The following is a 17,900-nucleotide window of genomic DNA, read 5'->3' as shown; positions in this document are numbered from 1 at the left end:
GTATTTGTCATGGCCACTGCCGAAAACACCCAAGCTCAAGACAACACCCCGGACACCGGCAACCCGCGCAAACGCAAGGTGATGCTGCTGGCCCTCGCCGTGGTCGTCCTGCTCGCCATTGCCGGCGTCTGGGCCTATCACGAGTTCATCGGGCGCTTTAACGAAAGCACCGACGATGCCTACGTCAACGGCAACGTCGTGGAGATCACGCCGCTGGTCACCGGCACCGTGGTCAGCATCGGTGCCGACGACGGGGATCTGGTCCAGGAAGGCCAGGTGCTGGTCAACTTCGACCCCAACGATGCCGAAGTCGGCCTGCAAAGTGCCAAGGCCAAACTGGCGCGCACTGTGCGTCAGGTGCGCGGCCTGTATAGCAACGTCGACGGCATGAAAGCCCAGGTCAACGCGCAGCAGGCCGAAGTGCAGAAAGCCCAGGACAACTACAACCGGCGGAAAAATCTCGCCCAGGGCGGGGCGATTTCCCAGGAAGAGCTGTCCCACGCCCGCGACGACCTGACCTCGGCGCAGAACGCTCTGGCCAACGCCAAACAGCAACTGAAAACCACCAGCGCACTGGTCGACGACACCGTGGTCTCGTCGCATCCGGACGTAATGTCGGCGGCTGCCGATCTGCGTCAGGCCTACCTGACCAATGCCCGCAGCACCTTGATCGCGCCGGTCACCGGTTACGTCGCCAAGCGCACTGTGCAACTCGGTCAGCGCGTGCAGCCGGGCACCGCGTTGATGGCGGTGATTCCGCTGGATCAGCTGTGGATCGATGCCAACTTCAAGGAAACCCAACTGCGTGACATGCGCATCGGTCAGCCAGTGGATATCGAGGCCGATATTTATGGCAGCGACGTGAAATACAGCGGCACCGTCGACAGCCTCGGCGCCGGTACCGGCAGCGCATTTGCCTTGCTGCCGGCACAGAACGCCACCGGTAACTGGATCAAGATTGTTCAGCGTGTGCCGGTGCGTATCCACATCAATGCCGAAGAGCTGGCCAAGCACCCGCTGCGTGTCGGTCTGTCGACCAATGTCGAGGTCAATCTGCACGACCAGAGCGGCCCGGTGCTGGCCCAGCAACCGCCGCAGAAAGCCTCGTTCAGCACCAACGTCTACGAGCGCCAACTGGCCGAGGCGGACGCGATGATTGCCCAGTTGATTCACGACAACAGCGCAGCAGCAGGCAAGACCGCGCAGCGCTGAGAGCACACCGGATCAGAAGCAGGCTCTGTGGTGAGGGGTTATCTGTGGCCACAGATAATCCCCTCGCCACAAGGGCCTGTTATCACAGGGCCGGCTGTGTTCATCAGGCCGCAGCGACCATCAGGTTTCATAGGATTCACAATGAGCAATAACGCTTCTTTCACGCCGCCCAGCCTGTTGCTCAGCACCATCGGCCTGTCGCTGGCGACGTTCATGCAAGTGCTCGACACGACCATCGCCAACGTGGCGTTGCCGACGATTTCCGGCAACCTCGGGGTGAGTTCGGAGCAGGGCACCTGGGTCATCACCTCGTTCGCCGTGAGCAACGCAATTGCGCTGCCACTGACCGGTTGGCTAAGCCGCCGCTTCGGTGAGGTGAAGCTGTTTCTGTGGGCGACGATGCTGTTTGTACTGGCGTCGTTTCTCTGCGGTATCTCGACTTCGATGCCTGAGCTGATCGGCTTTCGCGTGCTGCAAGGCTTGGTCGCCGGGCCGCTGTACCCGATGACACAGACTCTGTTGATCGCGGTGTATCCGCCGGCGAAACGCGGGATGGCCCTGGCGCTGCTGGCGATGGTCACGGTGGTCGCGCCGATTGCCGGGCCCATTCTCGGCGGCTGGATTACCGACAGTTACAGCTGGCCGTGGATCTTCTTTATCAACGTGCCGATCGGCATCTTTGCGGTGATGGTGGTGCGTTCGCAACTGGCGAAACGGCCGGTGGTGACCAGTCGCCAGCCGATGGATTACGTCGGCCTGATCACACTGATCATTGGCGTCGGCGCGTTGCAGGTGATCCTCGACAAGGGCAATGACCTGGACTGGTTCGAATCGAACTTCATCATCATCGGCGCGGCAATCTCCGTGGTGGCGCTGGCGGTGTTCGTGATCTGGGAAATGACCGACCGCCATCCGGTGGTCAACCTGCGCCTGTTCGCCCATCGCAACTTCCGCATCGGCACGCTGGTGCTGGTTTTGGGTTACGCCGGCTTCTTCGGCATCAACCTGATTCTGCCGCAGTGGTTGCAGACGCAAATGGGCTACACCGCGACCTGGGCGGGACTTGCCGTGGCGCCGATCGGGATTCTGCCGGTGCTGCTGTCGCCGTTTGTCGGCAAATACGCGCACAAGTTCGACCTGCGTCTGCTCGCCGGCATTGCGTTTCTGGCAATTGGCCTGAGCTGCTTCATGCGTGCCGAGTTCACCAACGAAGTCGACTTCCAGCACATTGCGCTGGTGCAGTTGTTCATGGGCATCGGCGTGGCGCTGTTCTTCATGCCGACCCTGAGCATTCTGATGTCGGACTTGCCGCCAAGCCAGATCGCTGACGGCGCAGGCCTGGCGACTTTCCTGCGGACACTGGGCGGCAGCTTCGCAGCCTCACTGACCACCTGGATCTGGATTCGCCGGGCCGATCAGCATCATGCGTATATGAGCGAAAGCATCAGCACGTTCGAGCCAGCTACCCGCGAGACCTTGAATCAATTGGGCGGGGCGAGCCAGTCGGCGTATGCACAGATGGATCAGATCCTCACCAGCCAGGCGTACATGCTGTCCACCGTGGATTACTTCACGTTGCTGGGCTGGGGGTTCATGGGGTTGATTCTGATCGTGTGGCTGGCGAAGCCGCCGTTTGCCGCCAAGGCCGGGCCGGCAGCTTCGGGGCACTAAGATCAAGATCAAAAGCCCCTCACCCTAACCCTCTCCCGGAGGGAGAGGGGACTGACCGCGGTGGATGTTCGGTAGACATCGACCTGCCAGACTGCAGTCGAACTCAGGTTTGGATTGCATGAAGATCGGCTCCCTTTCCCCCTCGCCCCCCTGGGGGAGAGGGCTGGGGTGAGGGGGTGCAGCTTTTAGCCGTGCGGCAATGCCAGCGGCGGGGCGAAATCGAATGGCGCCAAGGCATACCCGCTCTCATCCACCTGCAACGCCCAACCCTGACGATCCCAATCCCCCAGCACAATCCGCTTCGCCGCCTGCTCACCAAGCTGCAACTTGTGAATTGCCGGGCGGTGGGTGTGGCCGTGGATCAGAGTCTTCACGCCGAATGCCTGCATCACTCGCGGAATCTCTTCCGGGGTGACATCGACAATGTCATTGGCCTTCATCCGCGTCTGCGCACGGCTTTCGCTGCGTAGCTTGCGCGCCAGTTTGTGGCGGCTGCTCAGCGGCAGGTGACGGAGGATGAACAGGGTGATCGGGTTGCGCAGGTAGCGGCGCAGCTTCATGTAGCCAACGTCGCGGGTGCACAGGCTGTCGCCGTGCATCAGCAGCACCGGTTCGCCGTAGAACTGCACGACACTCGGATCCTTCAGCAAGGTGCAGCCGGCCTGTTTGCAGAAAGCCTTGCCGAGCATGAAGTCGCGATTGCCGTGCATCAGGAATATGGCCGTGCCGCTGTCGCTCAAATCGCGCAGGGCCTGGCAGATGGAACGCTGAAAGGGCGTCATGGCGTCGTCGCCGATCCATGCCTCGAAGAAGTCGCCGAGGATGTACAACGCACTCGCCGAGCGGGCGCGTCCGGCGAGCAAATCCAGAAACGCCCGGGTAATGTCCGGGCGCTCCTCTTCCAGATGCAAGTCTGAAATCAGCAATATCACGCTGCGATGATCTCGGCTTTCTCGATGATCACGTCGTCTGCTGGTACGTCCTGGTGGCCGGCCTTGGAAGTGGTCGACACGCCTTTGATCTTGTCGACAACGTCGGTGCCGGCGGTCACTTTACCGAATACCGCGTAGCCCCAGCCCTGGACGTTCTTGCCGCTGTGGTTGAGGAAAGTGTTGTCGGCGACGTTGATGAAGAACTGCGCCGATGCCGAATGCGGCTCCATGGTGCGGGCCATGGCGACGGTGTATTTGTCGTTGGAGAGACCGTTGTCCGCTTCGTTCTGGATGCTTGGACGCTTGTCTTTCTTCTCTTTCATGCCTGGCTCGAAACCGCCGCCCTGGATCATGAAGTTACCGATGACGCGGTGGAATACGGTGTTGGTGTAGTGACCGGCGTTGACGTACTCGATGAAGTTGGCAACGGTGATCGGCGCCTTTTCAGCGTTCAGTTCGATGACGATGTCGCCATGGTTGGTGGTCAGTTTGACTTGAGTCATGGTCATTACTCTTCAAAGGGAATTCGTGGTTCTGGGACATTGAGCCCCACAACCGGTTCAGCCTGCTTCGGCCAAGGTGCGCAGTTTAGCGTGACAGGCGCGAATTTCGAGGCGGTTTTTCATTTCCCGGCGATTAAATGCGTGCCTTTATAAGAGCTGCTCTGTCAGGCCCTTGACAGCATCGGCTATGATAGCGGCTTTGTTTTGTCTGGCCCCTCTTTGCGGCCGCGCACCTGTACGTCAAGGATCCTATGAGCAAGCCCACTGTCGACCCTACCTCGAATGCCAAGTCCGGCCCTGCCGTGCCGGTCAACTTCCTGCGGCCGATCATCCAGGCAGACCTGGACTCGGGCAAGCACACCCAGATCGTGACTCGCTTCCCGCCGGAGCCCAACGGCTACCTGCACATCGGCCACGCCAAGTCGATCTGCGTCAACTTCGGCCTGGCCCAGGAGTTCGGTGGCGTCACGCACCTGCGTTTCGACGACACCAACCCGGCCAAGGAAGACCAGGAATACATCGACGCCATCGAAAGCGACGTCAAATGGCTGGGCTTCGAATGGTCCGGTGAAGTGCGCTACGCCTCGCAGTATTTCGACCAGTTGCACGACTGGGCCGTCGAGCTGATCAAGGCCGGCAAGGCCTACGTCGACGACCTGACCCCGGAGCAGGCCAAGGAATACCGTGGCAGCCTGACCGAGCCGGGCAAGAACAGTCCGTTCCGTGACCGTTCGGTTGAGGAAAACCTCGACCTGTTCGCGCGCATGAAGGCCGGTGAATTCCCCGACGGCGCGCGCGTGCTGCGGGCGAAGATCGACATGGCCTCGCCGAACATGAACCTGCGCGACCCGATCATGTATCGCATCCGTCACGCGCATCACCACCAGACCGGCGACAAGTGGTGCATCTATCCGAACTACGACTTCACCCATGGGCAGTCGGACGCCATCGAAGGCATCACCCATTCGATCTGCACCCTCGAGTTCGAAAGCCATCGCCCGCTGTACGAATGGTTCCTGGAGAACCTGCCAGTGCCGGCGAATCCGCGCCAGTACGAGTTCAGCCGCCTGAACCTGAACTACACGATCACCAGCAAGCGCAAGCTCAAGCAACTGGTTGACGAGAAGCACGTCAATGGCTGGGACGATCCGCGCATGTCCACACTGTCGGGCTTCCGCCGCCGTGGCTACACGCCGAAATCGATCCGCAACTTCTGCGAAATGATCGGCACCAACCGTTCCGACGGCGTGGTCGATTTCGGCATGCTCGAATTCAGCATCCGTGACGACCTCGACCACAGCGCCCCGCGCGCGATGTGCGTGCTGCGTCCGCTGAAAGTGGTCATCACCAACTACCCGGAAGGCCAGGTCGAAAACCTCGAACTGCCACGCCACCCGAAAGAAGACATGGGCGTGCGCGCGCTGCCGTTTGCCCGGGAAATCTACATTGACCGAGAAGACTTCATGGAAGAGCCGCCGAAGGGCTACAAGCGCCTGGAACCGGCCGGTGAAGTGCGTCTGCGCGGCAGCTACGTGATCCGCGCAGACGAAGCGATCAAGGACGCCGACGGCAACATCGTCGAACTGCGTTGCTCGTACGACCCGGACACCCTCGGCAAGAACCCGGAAGGGCGCAAGGTCAAAGGCGTGATCCACTGGGTGCCGGCCGCCGCCAGCGTCGAGTGCGAAGTGCGTCTGTACGATCGCCTGTTCCGTTCGCCGAACCCGGAAAAAGCCGAAGACAGCGCCAGCTTCCTCGACAACATCAACCCTGACTCGCTGCAAGTGCTGACCGGTTGTCGCGCTGAGCCATCGCTCGGCAACGCCCAGCCGGAAGACCGTTTCCAGTTCGAGCGCGAAGGCTACTTCGTCGCAGACCTGAAGGACTCGAAACCCGGTCAGCCGGTATTCAACCGTACCGTGACCCTGCGTGATTCGTGGGGCCAGTGAGTGAGTCAAGGAACTAACGTGCTAACGATCTACAACACGCTCAGCAAGAGCAAAGAAGTCTTCAAGCCGCTGGATGGCAACAAGGTGCGCATGTACGTCTGCGGGATGACCGTGTACGACTACTGCCACCTCGGCCACGGCCGCAGCATGGTCGCGTTCGACCTGGTGACGCGCTGGCTGCGCTTCAGCGGTTACGACCTGACCTACGTGCGCAACATCACCGACATCGACGACAAGATCATCAATCGTGCCCGCGAGAACGGTGAGTCGTTCGAAGCGCTGACCGAGCGCATGATCGCCGCGATGCACGAAGACGAAGCGCGCCTGAACATCCAGAAGCCGGACATGGAACCGCGCGCCACCGATCACATCGCTGGCATGCACGCGATGATCCAGACCCTGATCGACAAGGGCTACGCCTATGCGCCGGGCAATGGCGACGTGTACTACCGCGTCGCCAAGTTCATGGGCTATGGCAAGCTGTCGCGCAAGAAGATCGAAGATTTGCGCATCGGTGCGCGTATCGAAGTCGACGAGTCGAAGCAAGACCCGCTCGACTTCGTCCTGTGGAAAGCCGCCAAGCCGGGCGAGCCGAGCTGGGAATCGCCATGGGGCGCCGGACGTCCGGGCTGGCACATCGAGTGCTCGGTGATGTCGACCTGCTGCCTCGGCGAGACCTTCGACATTCATGGCGGCGGCAGCGATCTGGAGTTCCCGCACCACGAAAACGAAATCGCCCAGAGCGAAGCGGCCACCGGCAAGACCTACGCCAACGCGTGGATGCATTGCGGCATGATTCGCATCAATGGCGAGAAGATGTCCAAGTCCTTGAACAACTTCTTCACCATCCGCGACGTGCTCGACAAGTACCACCCGGAAGTCGTGCGTTACCTGCTGGTATCGAGCCACTACCGCAGCGCGATCAACTATTCGGAAGATAACCTCAAGGACGCCAAGGGCGCACTGGAGCGTTTCTACCATGCGCTGAAAGGCCTGCCGAGCGTGGCGCCGGCGGGCGGCGAAGCGTTTGTCGAGCGTTTCACCACGGTGATGAACGATGACTTCGGCACCCCTGAAGCCTGCGCCGTGCTGTTCGAGATGGTCCGTGAGATCAACCGTCTGCGTGAGAGCGATCTCAATGCAGCGGCGGGGCTGGCGGCACGTCTGAAAGAACTGGCGAGCGTGCTGGGTGTGTTGCAGTTGGAAGCGGATGACTTCCTGCAGGCCGGCGCTGAAGGGCGGGTCGACGCGGCTGAAGTCGATGCACTGATTGCGGCGCGCCTGGCAGCTCGGGCGGGCAAGGATTGGGCTGAGTCCGATCGTATCCGTGATCAGCTGACGGCGATGGGTGTGGTGCTGGAAGATGGCAAGGGTGGGACTACCTGGCGTCTGGCTGACTGACTCAAAAGCCAAAAGTCAAAAGCCCCTCACCCTAGCCCTCTCCCGGAGGGAGAGGGGACTGACCGAGGTGTCTTTTGCTATACGCCGACCTGAACGATCGAGTCGATTATGGATTCGATGAAGCAAGGTCAGGTCGGCGTATCTCTCGAATATCCCCCAATCGGCTCCCTCTCCTCGGGGAGAGGGCTGGGGTGAGGGGAAGGGGTGTACTCAGTTGCCAATCTGCCGCAATCGCTTATAGAGAGTATTCCGACTAACCCCCAAACGCCGTGCCAGGTGCGAGATATTCCCTCCAGCCGCCTTCAACTCCCTGTTCAACGCCTCAACATCATTCAAATCCAGCCCCAGCGGCGCCGCTGTTTCCACCGGCTCCATCTCCAGATCGACAAAAAAATCATCCGGCAAATGCTCAGGCCGCACCGGTTGTTCCTCGGCCATGGCCAGCGCTACCTGCATCACGCTGCTGACCTGACGCAAATTCCCCGGCCACGGGTGCTTTTCAAACAGCTCCAATACCTCCGGGCTCAGCCCCGCCCATTGCGTCGGCTCGCGATGTTGCTCCCACAGCCGTTTGAACAGCGCCTGCTTGTCACTGCGCTCGCGTAACGGCGGCAGCTCCAGGGTCAGGCCGCCGATGCGGTAGTACAAATCCTCACGAAACCGCCCCAACTGCACCTGCTCGCGCAACGAACGGTTGGTCGCGGAAATGATCCGCAGATCAACCGGGAACAACTCGCTGCTGCCCACCGGCTGCACGCAACGCTCCTGCAACACGCGCAACAAACGCGCCTGGGTCGGCAGCGGCATGTCACCGATCTCATCAAGAAACAGCGTGCCTTTGTCGGCCTTGCGGATCAGGCCGATGCTGCCTTTCTGGTTGGCCCCGGTGAACGCGCCTTTCTCGTAACCGAACAACTCGGACTCGACCAGTTCAGCGGGGATTGCTGCGCAGTTCACTGCAATGAACGCCTGTTTTTGCCGTGAGCTGGCCTGATGCAAAGCTTTGACGAAGACTTCCTTGCCGACGCCGGTCTCACCGTGGATCAACAACGGAATGTCTTTTTCCAGCAAGCGCTCGGCTTGACGCACGGCCTTTTCCACGCGGCTGTCGCCGAAATGCAGCGTATTGAGACTGATCGCACTGGCTGGCGCAGGCTTGTCCTCGGCGACAAACACCCGCGCTTGCACCGGTGCCTGTTTCGGCCGTTTCAGCAAGCACTGGAAACGGTTGCGTCCGGAGGTCTGCAAGGCAAACGGCAGACCCTCGGGCTGATTGATCAACTCCAGCAGCGACACCTTGAACAGGCTTTCGACACTCACCCGCGACAGACGCACACCGAGCAAATTGTCGGCGCGGCGATTGGCCGACAGCACCTGTCCGCTCTCATCGAAAATCAACAACCCGGCCCACTGGCTGTCGAGGTTGTTCAACCCGGTGTTGAAGGTCAGTTGAAAATGCTGGCCATGGAACAGGTTGAGGATCAGCCGGTTCTCCACGGTCTGGCTCATCATCTTGACCATGCCCAGGGTGTGCGAGGGCGGCAGGTAGCTGTCGCTGGAGACATCGAGCACGGCGATGACCTTGCGCTCGGCGTCGAAAATTGGCGCGGCGGAGCCGGTCATGAAGCGGTTGGCCTTGAGGAAGTGTTCGTCGTGTTCGATGTGCACCGCCTGCTCACAGGCCAGTGCGGTGCCGATCGCATTGGTGCCGCTGCTGCGCTCCATCCAGCTCGCCCCGGCCTGAAAGCCCCGGGCCAGATTCGGCTCGATAAAGCGCTGCGTGCCCCACGAGGTCAGCACCTGGCCCTGATTGTCGGCGAGCATGATCAGGCAGTTGGAGTTGCTGAGAATGTTTTCGTAGTAGGGCAGCACTTCCTGATGCGTGGTCTGCACCAGCGAATGATGGCTGTCGAGCAACCGGGCAATGCCGGCGGCGGGCAATTGATCGAAGGCCGGGGCGCTCTGGTGGTCGAGGCCGAACGCGCGGCAACGTTGCCAGGAGGTCTGGACGATCGCGTCGTGGGACAGCGGCGAAGCAGGTGCGGCCATGGGGGCGAGCCTCTAAGTGCAGCGATTTTATTATTGTTATGAACCCGATCTTCAAAACTCCACAAACCCCCTGTGGGAGCGAGCCTGCTCGCGAAAGCGTCGGTTCAGTCAATGGATTCATTGAATGACACACCGCTTTCGCGAGCAGGCTCGCTCCCACAGGGGATCCATTTTGCATTGAGGATTGGGCAAAAGCGTGCATAGAGTGTTGTTCACTATTGTTCATTGTCAATCACCCCGACTGTTCAAAAGTGTTCAGCTGTGAACGCCGCTTGCCCCCGTAAACACTGCTTCTCAAGATAAATCAAGCACTTGCCATTTCTGGCACGAATGTCGCTCTGTTGCTGCGGTCGCTTGACTCCAAAAATAACAAAGGCCGAGCCATGTCACTCACCCTGGAGCACGTCAGCCGTACCGTCGAGGGCCAGATCTGGATCGACGATGCGTGCCTGAAATTCGAACCCGGATCCTTCAACGTTCTGCTCGGGCGCACGCTGTCCGGCAAGACCAGCCTCATGCGTCTGATGGCCGGCCTCGACAAGCCCGACAGCGGCCGCGTGCTGATGAACGGCGTCGACGTCACCCAGCGCCCGGTGCGGCTGCGCAACGTGTCGATGGTCTATCAGCAGTTCATCAATTACCCGACCATGACCGTGTTCGAGAACATCGCCTCGCCACTGCGTCAGGCCGGCATCTCGAAAGAGATCATCCACAGCAAGGTGCAGGAAACCGCACGCATGCTGCGCATCGAGAAGTTCTTGCAGCGCTATCCGCTGGAGCTCTCCGGTGGGCAGCAACAGCGCACGGCCATGGCCCGCGCGCTGGTCAAGGATGCTGAGCTGATCCTCTTCGACGAGCCGCTGGTCAACCTCGACTACAAGCTGCGCGAAGAGCTGCGTCAGGAAATGCGCGAGCTGTTCAAGGCCCGCCACACCATCGCCATCTACGCCACCACCGAACCCAACGAAGCGCTGGCCCTCGGCGGCACCACCACCATCCTGCACGAAGGCCGGGTGATCCAGAGCGGGCCGTCGACCGAGGTCTACCACCAACCGCAGTCGGTGCTCGCTGCTGAACTGTTCTCCGAGCCGCCGATAAACCTGATGCCGGGACGCATTGCCGGCAACGAAGTCAGCTTCGCCAACTTCGTACACTTTCCGCTGAACGTCGATCTGCGCCCGGTAGGCGAGGGCGAGTTCCGCTTCGGCGTGCGCCCAAGTCATATATCGCTGGTGCCGAGCAACGATGACGACCTCGAACTGGCGGTGACCGTCGAGGTCGCCGAAATCAGCGGTTCGGAAACCTTCCTGCATGTGCGCAACGAGCATTTCCTGCTGGTGCTGCACTTGCCGGGGGTTCACGAATACGACGTCGATGCGCCGATCCGCATCTATATCCCGACCCACAAACTGTTCGTTTTTGATGCGCAGGGCCGTCTGGTGCAAGCACCGGGCCGGCGTGTCGCGAGGGTTGCCTGATGGCCGAAATCCGTTTGCAGCACCTCGCCCACAGCTACAGCAAAACCCCGAGCGGCGCCGAGGATTATGCGATCCGCGAGATGGATCACGTCTGGGAGCAGGGTGGCGCCTACGCCTTGCTCGGCCCGTCCGGTTGCGGCAAGTCGACCTTGCTCAACATCATTTCCGGCCTGCTCAGCCCGTCCCAGGGCCATGTGTTGTTTGACGGCAAAGCGGTCAATGACCTGACGCCGGAGAAGCGCAACATCGCCCAGGTTTTCCAGTTTCCGGTGGTCTACGACACCATGACCGTGTTCGACAACCTCGCTTTCCCGCTGCGAAATCAGGGCATGGCCGAGGCGAAAGTGCACAGCAAAGTGCAGGAAATTGCCGAGGTGCTCGACCTGCAGAATCTGCTGAGCAAGAAGGCGCGCAATCTCACCGCCGACGAAAAACAGAAAGTCTCCATGGGCCGTGGCCTGGTGCGCGACGACGTCTCGGCGATCCTCTTCGATGAGCCGCTGACGGTGATCGACCCGCACTTGAAGTGGAAACTGCGGCGCAAGCTCAAGCAGATCCATGAGCAGTTCAACATCACCATGGTCTACGTCACCCACGATCAGCTCGAAGCCTCGACCTTCGCCGACAAGATTGCGGTGATGTACGGCGGCCAGATCGTCCAGTTCGGCACGCCACGGGAATTGTTCGAGCGGCCGAGCCACACCTTTGTCGGCTATTTCATTGGCAGCCCGGGGATGAATCTGATCGAGGTGCAGCCGCAGCCCGGTGGTGTCGGTTTCGCCTCGACGCACCTGCCGCTGTCCGACGCCTTGCAGCGCCATATCGAGCACGGCCAGTGGAAAAATCTCAAGGTCGGCATCCGCCCCGAATTCATTCATGTGTGGGACGAGCCGTTTGACGACGCGATGCAGACCAAAGTCGTACACGTCGAAGACCTCGGCACCTACAAGATCATGACGCTCAACCTCGACGGCGCGCCGTTGAAGGTGCGCCTGGCTGAAGACAAACCGGTGCCTCAAGGCACGGCTTACATCAGTTTCCCGGCGCAATGGCTGATGGTCTATGCCGACGAATTTCTCCTGGAAGCCAGCGACGAGGAGGTGCAGCCATGAACAAGGTGCAGAACAACAAGGCCTGGTGGCTGGTGTTGCCGGTGTTCCTGCTGGTGGCGTTCAGTGCGGTGATCCCGATGATGACCGTGGTCAACTATTCGGTGCAGGACATCTTCGACCAGTCCAGCCGCTACTTCGTCGGTGCCGATTGGTACAAGCAAGTGCTGCTCGATCCGCGTCTGCACGACTCGCTGCTGCGCCAGTTCATCTATTCGGCGTGCGTGCTGCTGATTGAAATCCCGCTGGGCATCGCCGTCGCGCTGACCATGCCGACCAAGGGCCGCTGGTCCTCGGTGGTGCTGATCATTCTGGCGATACCGCTGCTGATTCCGTGGAACGTGGTCGGCACCATCTGGCAGATCTTCGGCCGCGCCGACATCGGCCTGCTCGGTTCCAGCCTCAACGCGATAGGAATCAGCTACAACTACGCGGCCAACACCATGGACGCCTGGGTGACGGTGCTGGTGATGGACGTCTGGCATTGGACTTCTCTGGTCGCGCTGTTGTGTTTCTCCGGCCTGCGGGCGATTCCCGACGTCTATTACCAAGCGGCGCGGATCGATCGCGCCTCGGCCTGGGCAGTGTTCCGCCACATTCAATTGCCCAAACTGAAAAGCGTACTGCTGATCGCGGTGATGCTGCGTTTCATGGACAGTTTCATGATCTACACCGAGCCTTTCGTGCTCACCGGCGGCGGGCCGGGCAATGCCACGACCTTCTTGAGTCAGACGTTGACGCAGATGGCTGTAGGGCAATTCGACCTCGGTCCGGCAGCGGCGTTTTCGCTTGTGTACTTCCTGATCATCCTGTTGGTGTCCTGGCTGTTCTATACCGCCATGACGCACTCCGACGCCAACCGCTGAGGCCCGGCCATGAGCAAGAAAAAGCTTATTCCGTTGCTGGTCTACATCCTGTTCCTGCTGGTGCCGATCTACTGGCTGCTGAACATGTCGTTCAAGAGCAACACCGAAATCCTCGGCGGCCTGACGCTTTTCCCACAGGACTTCACGCTGGCGAACTACAAGGTGATCTTCACTGATCCGAGCTGGTACACCGGCTACTTGAACTCGCTGTATTACGTCAGCCTCAACACGGTGATTTCCCTGAGCGTCGCGTTACCGGCGGCCTATGCGTTCTCACGCTATCGTTTCCTCGGCGACAAACACTTGTTCTTCTGGCTGCTGACCAATCGCATGGCGCCGCCGGCGGTGTTCTTGCTGCCGTTCTTCCAGTTGTATTCGTCGATCGGCCTTTTCGACACGCATATCGCCGTGGCTTTGGCGCACTGCCTGTTCAACGTGCCGCTGGCGGTGTGGATTCTCGAAGGTTTCATGTCCGGCGTGCCCAAGGAGATCGACGAAACGGCCTACATCGACGGCTACAGTTTCCCCAAGTTCTTCGTGAAGATTTTCATCCCGTTGATCGGTTCCGGTATCGGCGTCACGGCGTTTTTCTGCTTCATGTTTTCCTGGGTCGAGCTGCTGCTGGCGCGCACGCTGACCTCGGTCAACGCCAAGCCGATTGCGGCGGTGATGACGCGCACGGTGTCGGCGTCGGGGATCGATTGGGGCGTGCTGGCAGCGGCGGGGGTGTTGACCATCCTGCCGGGCATGCTGGTGATCTGGTTTGTACGCAACCACGTGGCCAAGGGCTTTGCCCTCGGTCGAGTCTGAGGAGCTGATGATGGAATGGATGAGCTGGACGACACCGACCGCCGCGTTCTTCATCGGCATCGGTCTGATTCTGGTGGGCATGACCACCTGGGAATTGCGCTCGCCGAGCATTCTGCGGCGCGGGTTTCTGCCGATTGCCACCACCCGTGGCGATCGCTTGTTTATCGGTCTTCTCGGCAGCGCCTACCTGCATTTGCTGGTAATCGGCGTCACCGACTGGAGCATCTGGGTGGCGTCCGCGTTGTCCCTGGTGTGGCTGTTGGCTGTGATGCGTTGGGGCTAGTCGAATCGTTCGGCAACGCGGCTCCACAACTTAAACAGGAGGTCTCTATGTTCGATAAAAACAATAAGCTGCGACATAGCATTTCATTGGCAGCCATGCTGGCACTCAGCGGTCTGAGCGCATCTGCCTGGGCCGACGCCTACGAAGATGCTGCAAAAAAATGGATCGGCAGCGAGTTCAAGCCCTCGACCCTGACGGCCGAACAGCAGCTCGAAGAACTGAAGTGGTTCATCAAGGCCGCCGAGCCGTTTCGCGGCATGGACATCAAGGTCGTTTCCGAAACCCTGACCACTCACGAATACGAGTCCAAGGTGCTGGCCAAGGCCTTCAGCGAAATCACCGGGATCAAACTCACCCACGACCTGCTGCAGGAAGGCGACGTGGTCGAGAAGATGCAGACGGTGATGCAGTCGGACAAGAACATCTATGACGGCTGGGTCAACGACTCCGACCTGATCGGCACGCACTTTCGCTACGGCAAGACCGAATCGATCACCGACCTGATGGCCAACGAAGGCAAGAACTTCACTTCGCCGACCCTCGACATCAAGGACTTCATCGGCATCTCCTTCACCACCGCGCCCGACGGCAAGATCTATCAACTGCCCGACCAGCAGTTCGCCAACCTGTACTGGTTCCGCGCCGACTGGTTCGAACGCGCCGATCTGAAAGCCAAGTTCAAGGAAAAATACGGCTACGAATTAGGCGTGCCAGTGAACTGGTCGGCCTATGAAGACATCGCCAAATTCTTCAGCGAAGACGTGAAGGAAATCGACGGCAAACGCGTCTACGGCCACATGGATTACGGCAAAAAAGACCCGTCGCTGGGCTGGCGTTTCACCGACGCCTGGTTCTCCATGGCCGGCGGCGGCGACAAGGGACTGCCCAACGGCTTGCCGGTGGACGAGTGGGGCATCCGCGTCGAAGACTGTCATCCGGTCGGCTCCAGTGTGACCCGCGGCGGCGACACCAACGGCCCGGCGGCGGTGTTTGCCACCACCAAATACGTCGACTGGCTGAAGAAATATGCGCCACCGGAAGCGGCCGGCATGACTTTCTCCGAGTCCGGCCCGGTGCCGTCGCAGGGCAACATCGCCCAGCAGATCTTTTGGTACACCGCGTTCACCGCCGACATGACCAAACCCGGCCTGCCGGTGGTCAACGCCGACGGCACGCCGAAATGGCGCATGGCGCCGTCGCCTAAAGGCCCGTATTGGGAAGAGGGCATGAAGCTTGGCTATCAGGATGTGGGGTCGTGGACGTTCATGAAATCCACGCCTGAGAAACAGAAACTCGCGGCGTGGCTGTACGCGCAGTTCGTCACGTCGAAAACTGTTTCGCTGAAGAAAACCATCGTCGGTCTGACACCTATTCGCGAGTCGGACATCAACTCGCAGGCCATGACCGATCTGGCGCCGAAACTCGGTGGTCTGGTCGAGTTCTATCGCAGCCCGGCCCGCGTGCAATGGTCGCCGACCGGTACCAACGTGCCGGACTACCCGCGTCTCGCTCAGCTGTGGTGGAGCCATATCGCCGAAGCCGCCAGCGGCGAGAAAACACCGCAACAAGCGCTCGATGGCCTGGCCAAGGATCAGGACCGCATCATGGAACGCCTCGAACGCTCCAAGGCCCAGGCCACTTGCGCACCGAAAATGAACCCGGAACGCGATGCGCAATACTGGTTTGATCAGCCGGGCGCACCGAAGCCGAAACTGGCCAACGAGAAGCCGAAGGGTGAAACCGTGAGCTATAGCGAACTGCTGAAATCCTGGGCGGATGCGCGCAAATGATGTTGGAAATGTGAGAAGCGAACGGCACCGGAAGGTGCCGTTTTTTTTGCTGCCGGATCTGCCGCTTTCGCGAGCAGGCTCACTCCCACATTGGAGCGGTGCTACTCAAAATTGGTGGCACCCGAGATCCCTGTGGGAGCGAGCCTGCTCGCGAAAGCGGAGGGTCGGTTAGCATATCCGTCGACTTGTAGGACGCCATCGCGAGCAGGTTCACTCCTGCTGGGTGTGCGATGCACCCGGATGCTATGAGCGACACACACACCTGTGGGAGCGGGCTTGCCCGCGATGACGCTTGCACAAACGCCGGCGATATCGACTTCTGCTACAAACAAAAAACGGCACCCGAAGGTGCCGTTTCCATTCCAGCCAGATCAGCCGAGCAATCAGCCCGCCAGACCCGCCTGCTGTACCAGCACCAGCAATGGCTGCGGGTACACGCCCAGGAAAAATGCGACCAGGGCGATGGCCAGCAGCATCACGCCGCCTGCCTTCTGTTCCCAGTGCAGCTGGGCGTCGTGGCGACGCAGGTTAGGCTCGATCAGGTACAGGGTGACCATCACGCGCAGGTAGTAGAAGACGCCGATGGCGCTGCCCAGTACCAGTGCGCCGACCAGCCACCACTGACGCGTTTCGACGCCGCTGGCGATGATGTAGAACTTGCCGATGAAGCCGGCGGTCAGCGGGATGCCGGCCAGGGACAGCATCATCACGGTCAGCACGGCGGTCAGGTACGGACGGCGCCAGAACAGGCCGCGGTACTCGTACAGGGCGTCGGCGTCGCGGCCGTTGTACGGCGACGACATCAGGGTGATCACGCCGAACGCGCCGAGGCTGGTGATGACATAAGTCACCAGATAGACGCCGATGGCTTCCACCGCCAGACCCTTGCTCGCCACCAGCGCGATCAGCAGATAGCCGAAGTGCGCAATCGACGAGTAACCGAGCAGACGCTTGAGGTTGCTCTGGGTCAGGGCCAGCAGGTTACCGAACAGGATCGAGGCGACCGCGATCACGCTCAGCACATCGCTCAGCACGCCACTGCTGGCGGCAGGGGAGAGCTGGAACAGACGCACCATCACCGCAAACACTGCGACCTTCGAAGCGGTAGCGAGGAACGCCGCCACCGGTGCCGGAGCACCTTCGTAGACGTCCGGCGTCCACAGGTGGAACGGTACTAGCGACAGCTTGAACGCCAGACCGATGAGCATCATGCCCAGGCCCAGTTGCGCCAGCGGGCTTGGCAGGCCGGTCGCGGCCAGGGCCTGACCAATGCCGACGAAGCTCAGCGAACCGGCGTCGGCGTAGAGCAGCGCCATACCGAACAGCAGGAACGCAGAACCGGCGGCCGACAGCACCATGTACTTGATGCCGGCTTCCAGCGAACGCTTGTTGAAGAAGGCGTAAGCCACCAGACCGTAGACCGGTACCGAGAGCAGTTCCAGACCGATGAACAAACCGGCCAGGTGCTGCGCACTGACCAGAACCAGACCACCGGCGGCGGCCATCAGGATCAGCAGGTACAGTTCTTCGCGGTTGCCCGGGTAGCCCGAACCGCCATCACCCAGATAAGCGTGGGCGAGGGTGACGCAGGCGAGGGTGGCGACCAGGATCATCGCCATGTACAGGCAGGCGAAGGCATCGATTTGCAGCAATGGGGTCACGGCCAGAGGCGCGACTTTCAACGCAGGCAGGATCGACAGCAGGGCCAGGTTCAGACCCGCCACCGAAATCAGGAAGGTCTGCGAGTGGTTGCGGCGCCAGGCGATTGCCAGCATCACCACGATAATGGTGAGGCTGGTGATCAACAGTGGCGCAAGCGCAATAAAGTGTTGAATCGTGAATTCCAT

14 protein-coding genes are annotated in these 17,900 nt (G+C 60.5%); 10 read left to right on the top strand and 4 right to left on the bottom strand.

Annotated features, from left to right (window positions below):
- Positions 1-9 precede the first annotated feature (9 nt).
- Positions 10-1,212, top strand: coding sequence for an HlyD family secretion protein (locus tag V8J63_RS19000; RefSeq protein WP_016775298.1), 1,203 nt, complete (start codon positions 10-12; stop codon positions 1,210-1,212).
- A 141-nt stretch (positions 1,213-1,353) separates the two neighbouring features.
- Positions 1,354-2,883, top strand: a complete 1,530-nt coding sequence (locus V8J63_RS18995) for a DHA2 family efflux MFS transporter permease subunit (RefSeq protein WP_122612126.1) — start codon at positions 1,354-1,356, stop codon at positions 2,881-2,883.
- A 185-nt stretch (positions 2,884-3,068) separates the two neighbouring features.
- Here the strand turns inward: V8J63_RS18995 and lpxH are convergent, their stop codons facing one another.
- Both lpxH and V8J63_RS18985 read right to left on the bottom strand, forming a co-directional pair.
- Entirely contained in the window at positions 3,069-3,815 is a 747-nt protein-coding gene (gene lpxH / locus V8J63_RS18990) for a UDP-2,3-diacylglucosamine diphosphatase (RefSeq protein ID WP_016775296.1), read from the bottom strand.
- A complete protein-coding gene (locus V8J63_RS18985) occupies positions 3,812-4,318 on the bottom strand; it encodes a peptidylprolyl isomerase (RefSeq protein WP_076567676.1) in 507 nt (168 codons plus the stop codon). The genes lpxH and V8J63_RS18985 overlap by 4 nt, the downstream gene beginning before the upstream one ends.
- Positions 4,319-4,569: 251 nt before the next feature.
- Between V8J63_RS18985 and V8J63_RS18980 the strand changes: the two genes are divergently transcribed.
- Together V8J63_RS18980 and cysS are read left to right on the top strand one after the other, a co-directional pair.
- Positions 4,570-6,267: a glutamine--tRNA ligase/YqeY domain fusion protein gene (locus V8J63_RS18980; protein WP_024013424.1), complete on the top strand. Its 1,698-nt coding sequence runs from the start codon at positions 4,570-4,572 to the stop codon at positions 6,265-6,267.
- Positions 6,268-6,285: 18 nt separating this feature from the next.
- Positions 6,286-7,668: a cysteine--tRNA ligase gene (gene cysS / locus V8J63_RS18975; RefSeq protein ID WP_324175717.1), complete on the top strand. Its 1,383-nt coding sequence runs from the start codon at positions 6,286-6,288 to the stop codon at positions 7,666-7,668.
- A 210-nt stretch (positions 7,669-7,878) separates the two neighbouring features.
- On the opposite strand, the gene V8J63_RS18970 is transcribed toward cysS, so the two are convergent.
- On the bottom strand, positions 7,879-9,717 hold the full coding sequence (locus V8J63_RS18970) for a sigma-54-dependent Fis family transcriptional regulator (protein ID WP_336464485.1): 1,839 nt from the start codon (positions 9,715-9,717) through the stop codon (positions 7,879-7,881).
- 383 nt (positions 9,718-10,100) lie between these two features.
- On the opposite strand from V8J63_RS18970, the gene V8J63_RS18960 reads away from it, so the two are divergent.
- Genes V8J63_RS18960 through V8J63_RS18935 form a run of 6 tightly spaced genes read left to right on the top strand, consistent with a single transcriptional unit; the run spans position 10,101 to position 16,053 of the window.
- Positions 10,101-11,195: an ABC transporter ATP-binding protein gene (locus tag V8J63_RS18960; RefSeq protein ID WP_016775291.1), complete on the top strand. Its 1,095-nt coding sequence runs from the start codon at positions 10,101-10,103 to the stop codon at positions 11,193-11,195.
- Entirely contained in the window at positions 11,195-12,307 is a 1,113-nt protein-coding gene (locus tag V8J63_RS18955) for an ABC transporter ATP-binding protein (RefSeq protein ID WP_336464484.1), read from the top strand. The genes V8J63_RS18960 and V8J63_RS18955 overlap by 1 nt, the downstream gene beginning before the upstream one ends.
- Positions 12,304-13,170: a carbohydrate ABC transporter permease gene (locus tag V8J63_RS18950; protein WP_130903154.1), complete on the top strand. Its 867-nt coding sequence runs from the start codon at positions 12,304-12,306 to the stop codon at positions 13,168-13,170. Before V8J63_RS18955 ends, V8J63_RS18950 begins: the two co-directional genes overlap by 4 nt.
- A 9-nt stretch (positions 13,171-13,179) precedes the next feature.
- The gene (locus tag V8J63_RS18945; protein WP_024013421.1) at positions 13,180-13,980 is read left to right on the top strand and encodes a carbohydrate ABC transporter permease; all 801 of its coding nucleotides are present in this window, start codon (positions 13,180-13,182) and stop codon (positions 13,978-13,980) included.
- A gap of 10 nt (positions 13,981-13,990) precedes the next feature.
- The gene (locus tag V8J63_RS18940) at positions 13,991-14,263 is read left to right on the top strand and encodes a DUF2160 domain-containing protein (RefSeq protein WP_038861868.1); all 273 of its coding nucleotides are present in this window, start codon (positions 13,991-13,993) and stop codon (positions 14,261-14,263) included.
- 47 nt (positions 14,264-14,310) lie between these two features.
- Entirely contained in the window at positions 14,311-16,053 is a 1,743-nt protein-coding gene (locus V8J63_RS18935) for an ABC transporter substrate-binding protein (RefSeq protein WP_016775286.1), read from the top strand.
- 383 nt (positions 16,054-16,436) lie between these two features.
- On the opposite strand, the gene nuoN is transcribed toward V8J63_RS18935, so the two are convergent.
- Complete coding sequence (gene nuoN / locus V8J63_RS18930) at positions 16,437-17,900, bottom strand: NADH-quinone oxidoreductase subunit NuoN (RefSeq protein ID WP_024013420.1); 1,464 nt, start codon at positions 17,898-17,900, stop codon at positions 16,437-16,439.

Origin of the sequence: Pseudomonas sp. CCNWLW23, from assembly GCF_037095675.1 — a bacterium.
GTDB classification, from domain to species: Bacteria; Pseudomonadota; Gammaproteobacteria; order Pseudomonadales; family Pseudomonadaceae; genus Aquipseudomonas; species Aquipseudomonas atacamensis.
The sequence above is the reverse complement of the archived record's forward strand: the minus strand, read 5'-3'. Positions and strand labels throughout refer to the sequence as shown.

Coding starts and splice junctions, on each gene's coding strand:
- V8J63_RS19000 (WP_016775298.1), top strand. CDS start 10: ATGGCCACTGCCGAAAACACCCAAGCTCAAGACAACACCCCGGACACC.
- V8J63_RS18995 (WP_122612126.1), top strand. CDS start 1,354: ATGAGCAATAACGCTTCTTTCACGCCGCCCAGCCTGTTGCTCAGCACC.
- V8J63_RS18985 (WP_076567676.1), bottom strand. CDS start 4,318: ATGACTCAAGTCAAACTGACCACCAACCATGGCGACATCGTCATCGAA.
- V8J63_RS18980 (WP_024013424.1), top strand. CDS start 4,570: ATGAGCAAGCCCACTGTCGACCCTACCTCGAATGCCAAGTCCGGCCCT.
- V8J63_RS18970 (WP_336464485.1), bottom strand. CDS start 9,717: ATGGCCGCACCTGCTTCGCCGCTGTCCCACGACGCGATCGTCCAGACC.
- V8J63_RS18960 (WP_016775291.1), top strand. CDS start 10,101: ATGTCACTCACCCTGGAGCACGTCAGCCGTACCGTCGAGGGCCAGATC.
- V8J63_RS18955 (WP_336464484.1), top strand. CDS start 11,195: ATGGCCGAAATCCGTTTGCAGCACCTCGCCCACAGCTACAGCAAAACC.
- V8J63_RS18950 (WP_130903154.1), top strand. CDS start 12,304: ATGAACAAGGTGCAGAACAACAAGGCCTGGTGGCTGGTGTTGCCGGTG.
- V8J63_RS18945 (WP_024013421.1), top strand. CDS start 13,180: ATGAGCAAGAAAAAGCTTATTCCGTTGCTGGTCTACATCCTGTTCCTG.
- V8J63_RS18940 (WP_038861868.1), top strand. CDS start 13,991: ATGGAATGGATGAGCTGGACGACACCGACCGCCGCGTTCTTCATCGGC.
- V8J63_RS18935 (WP_016775286.1), top strand. CDS start 14,311: ATGTTCGATAAAAACAATAAGCTGCGACATAGCATTTCATTGGCAGCC.
- nuoN (WP_024013420.1), bottom strand. CDS start 17,900: ATGGAATTCACGATTCAACACTTTATTGCGCTTGCGCCACTGTTGATC.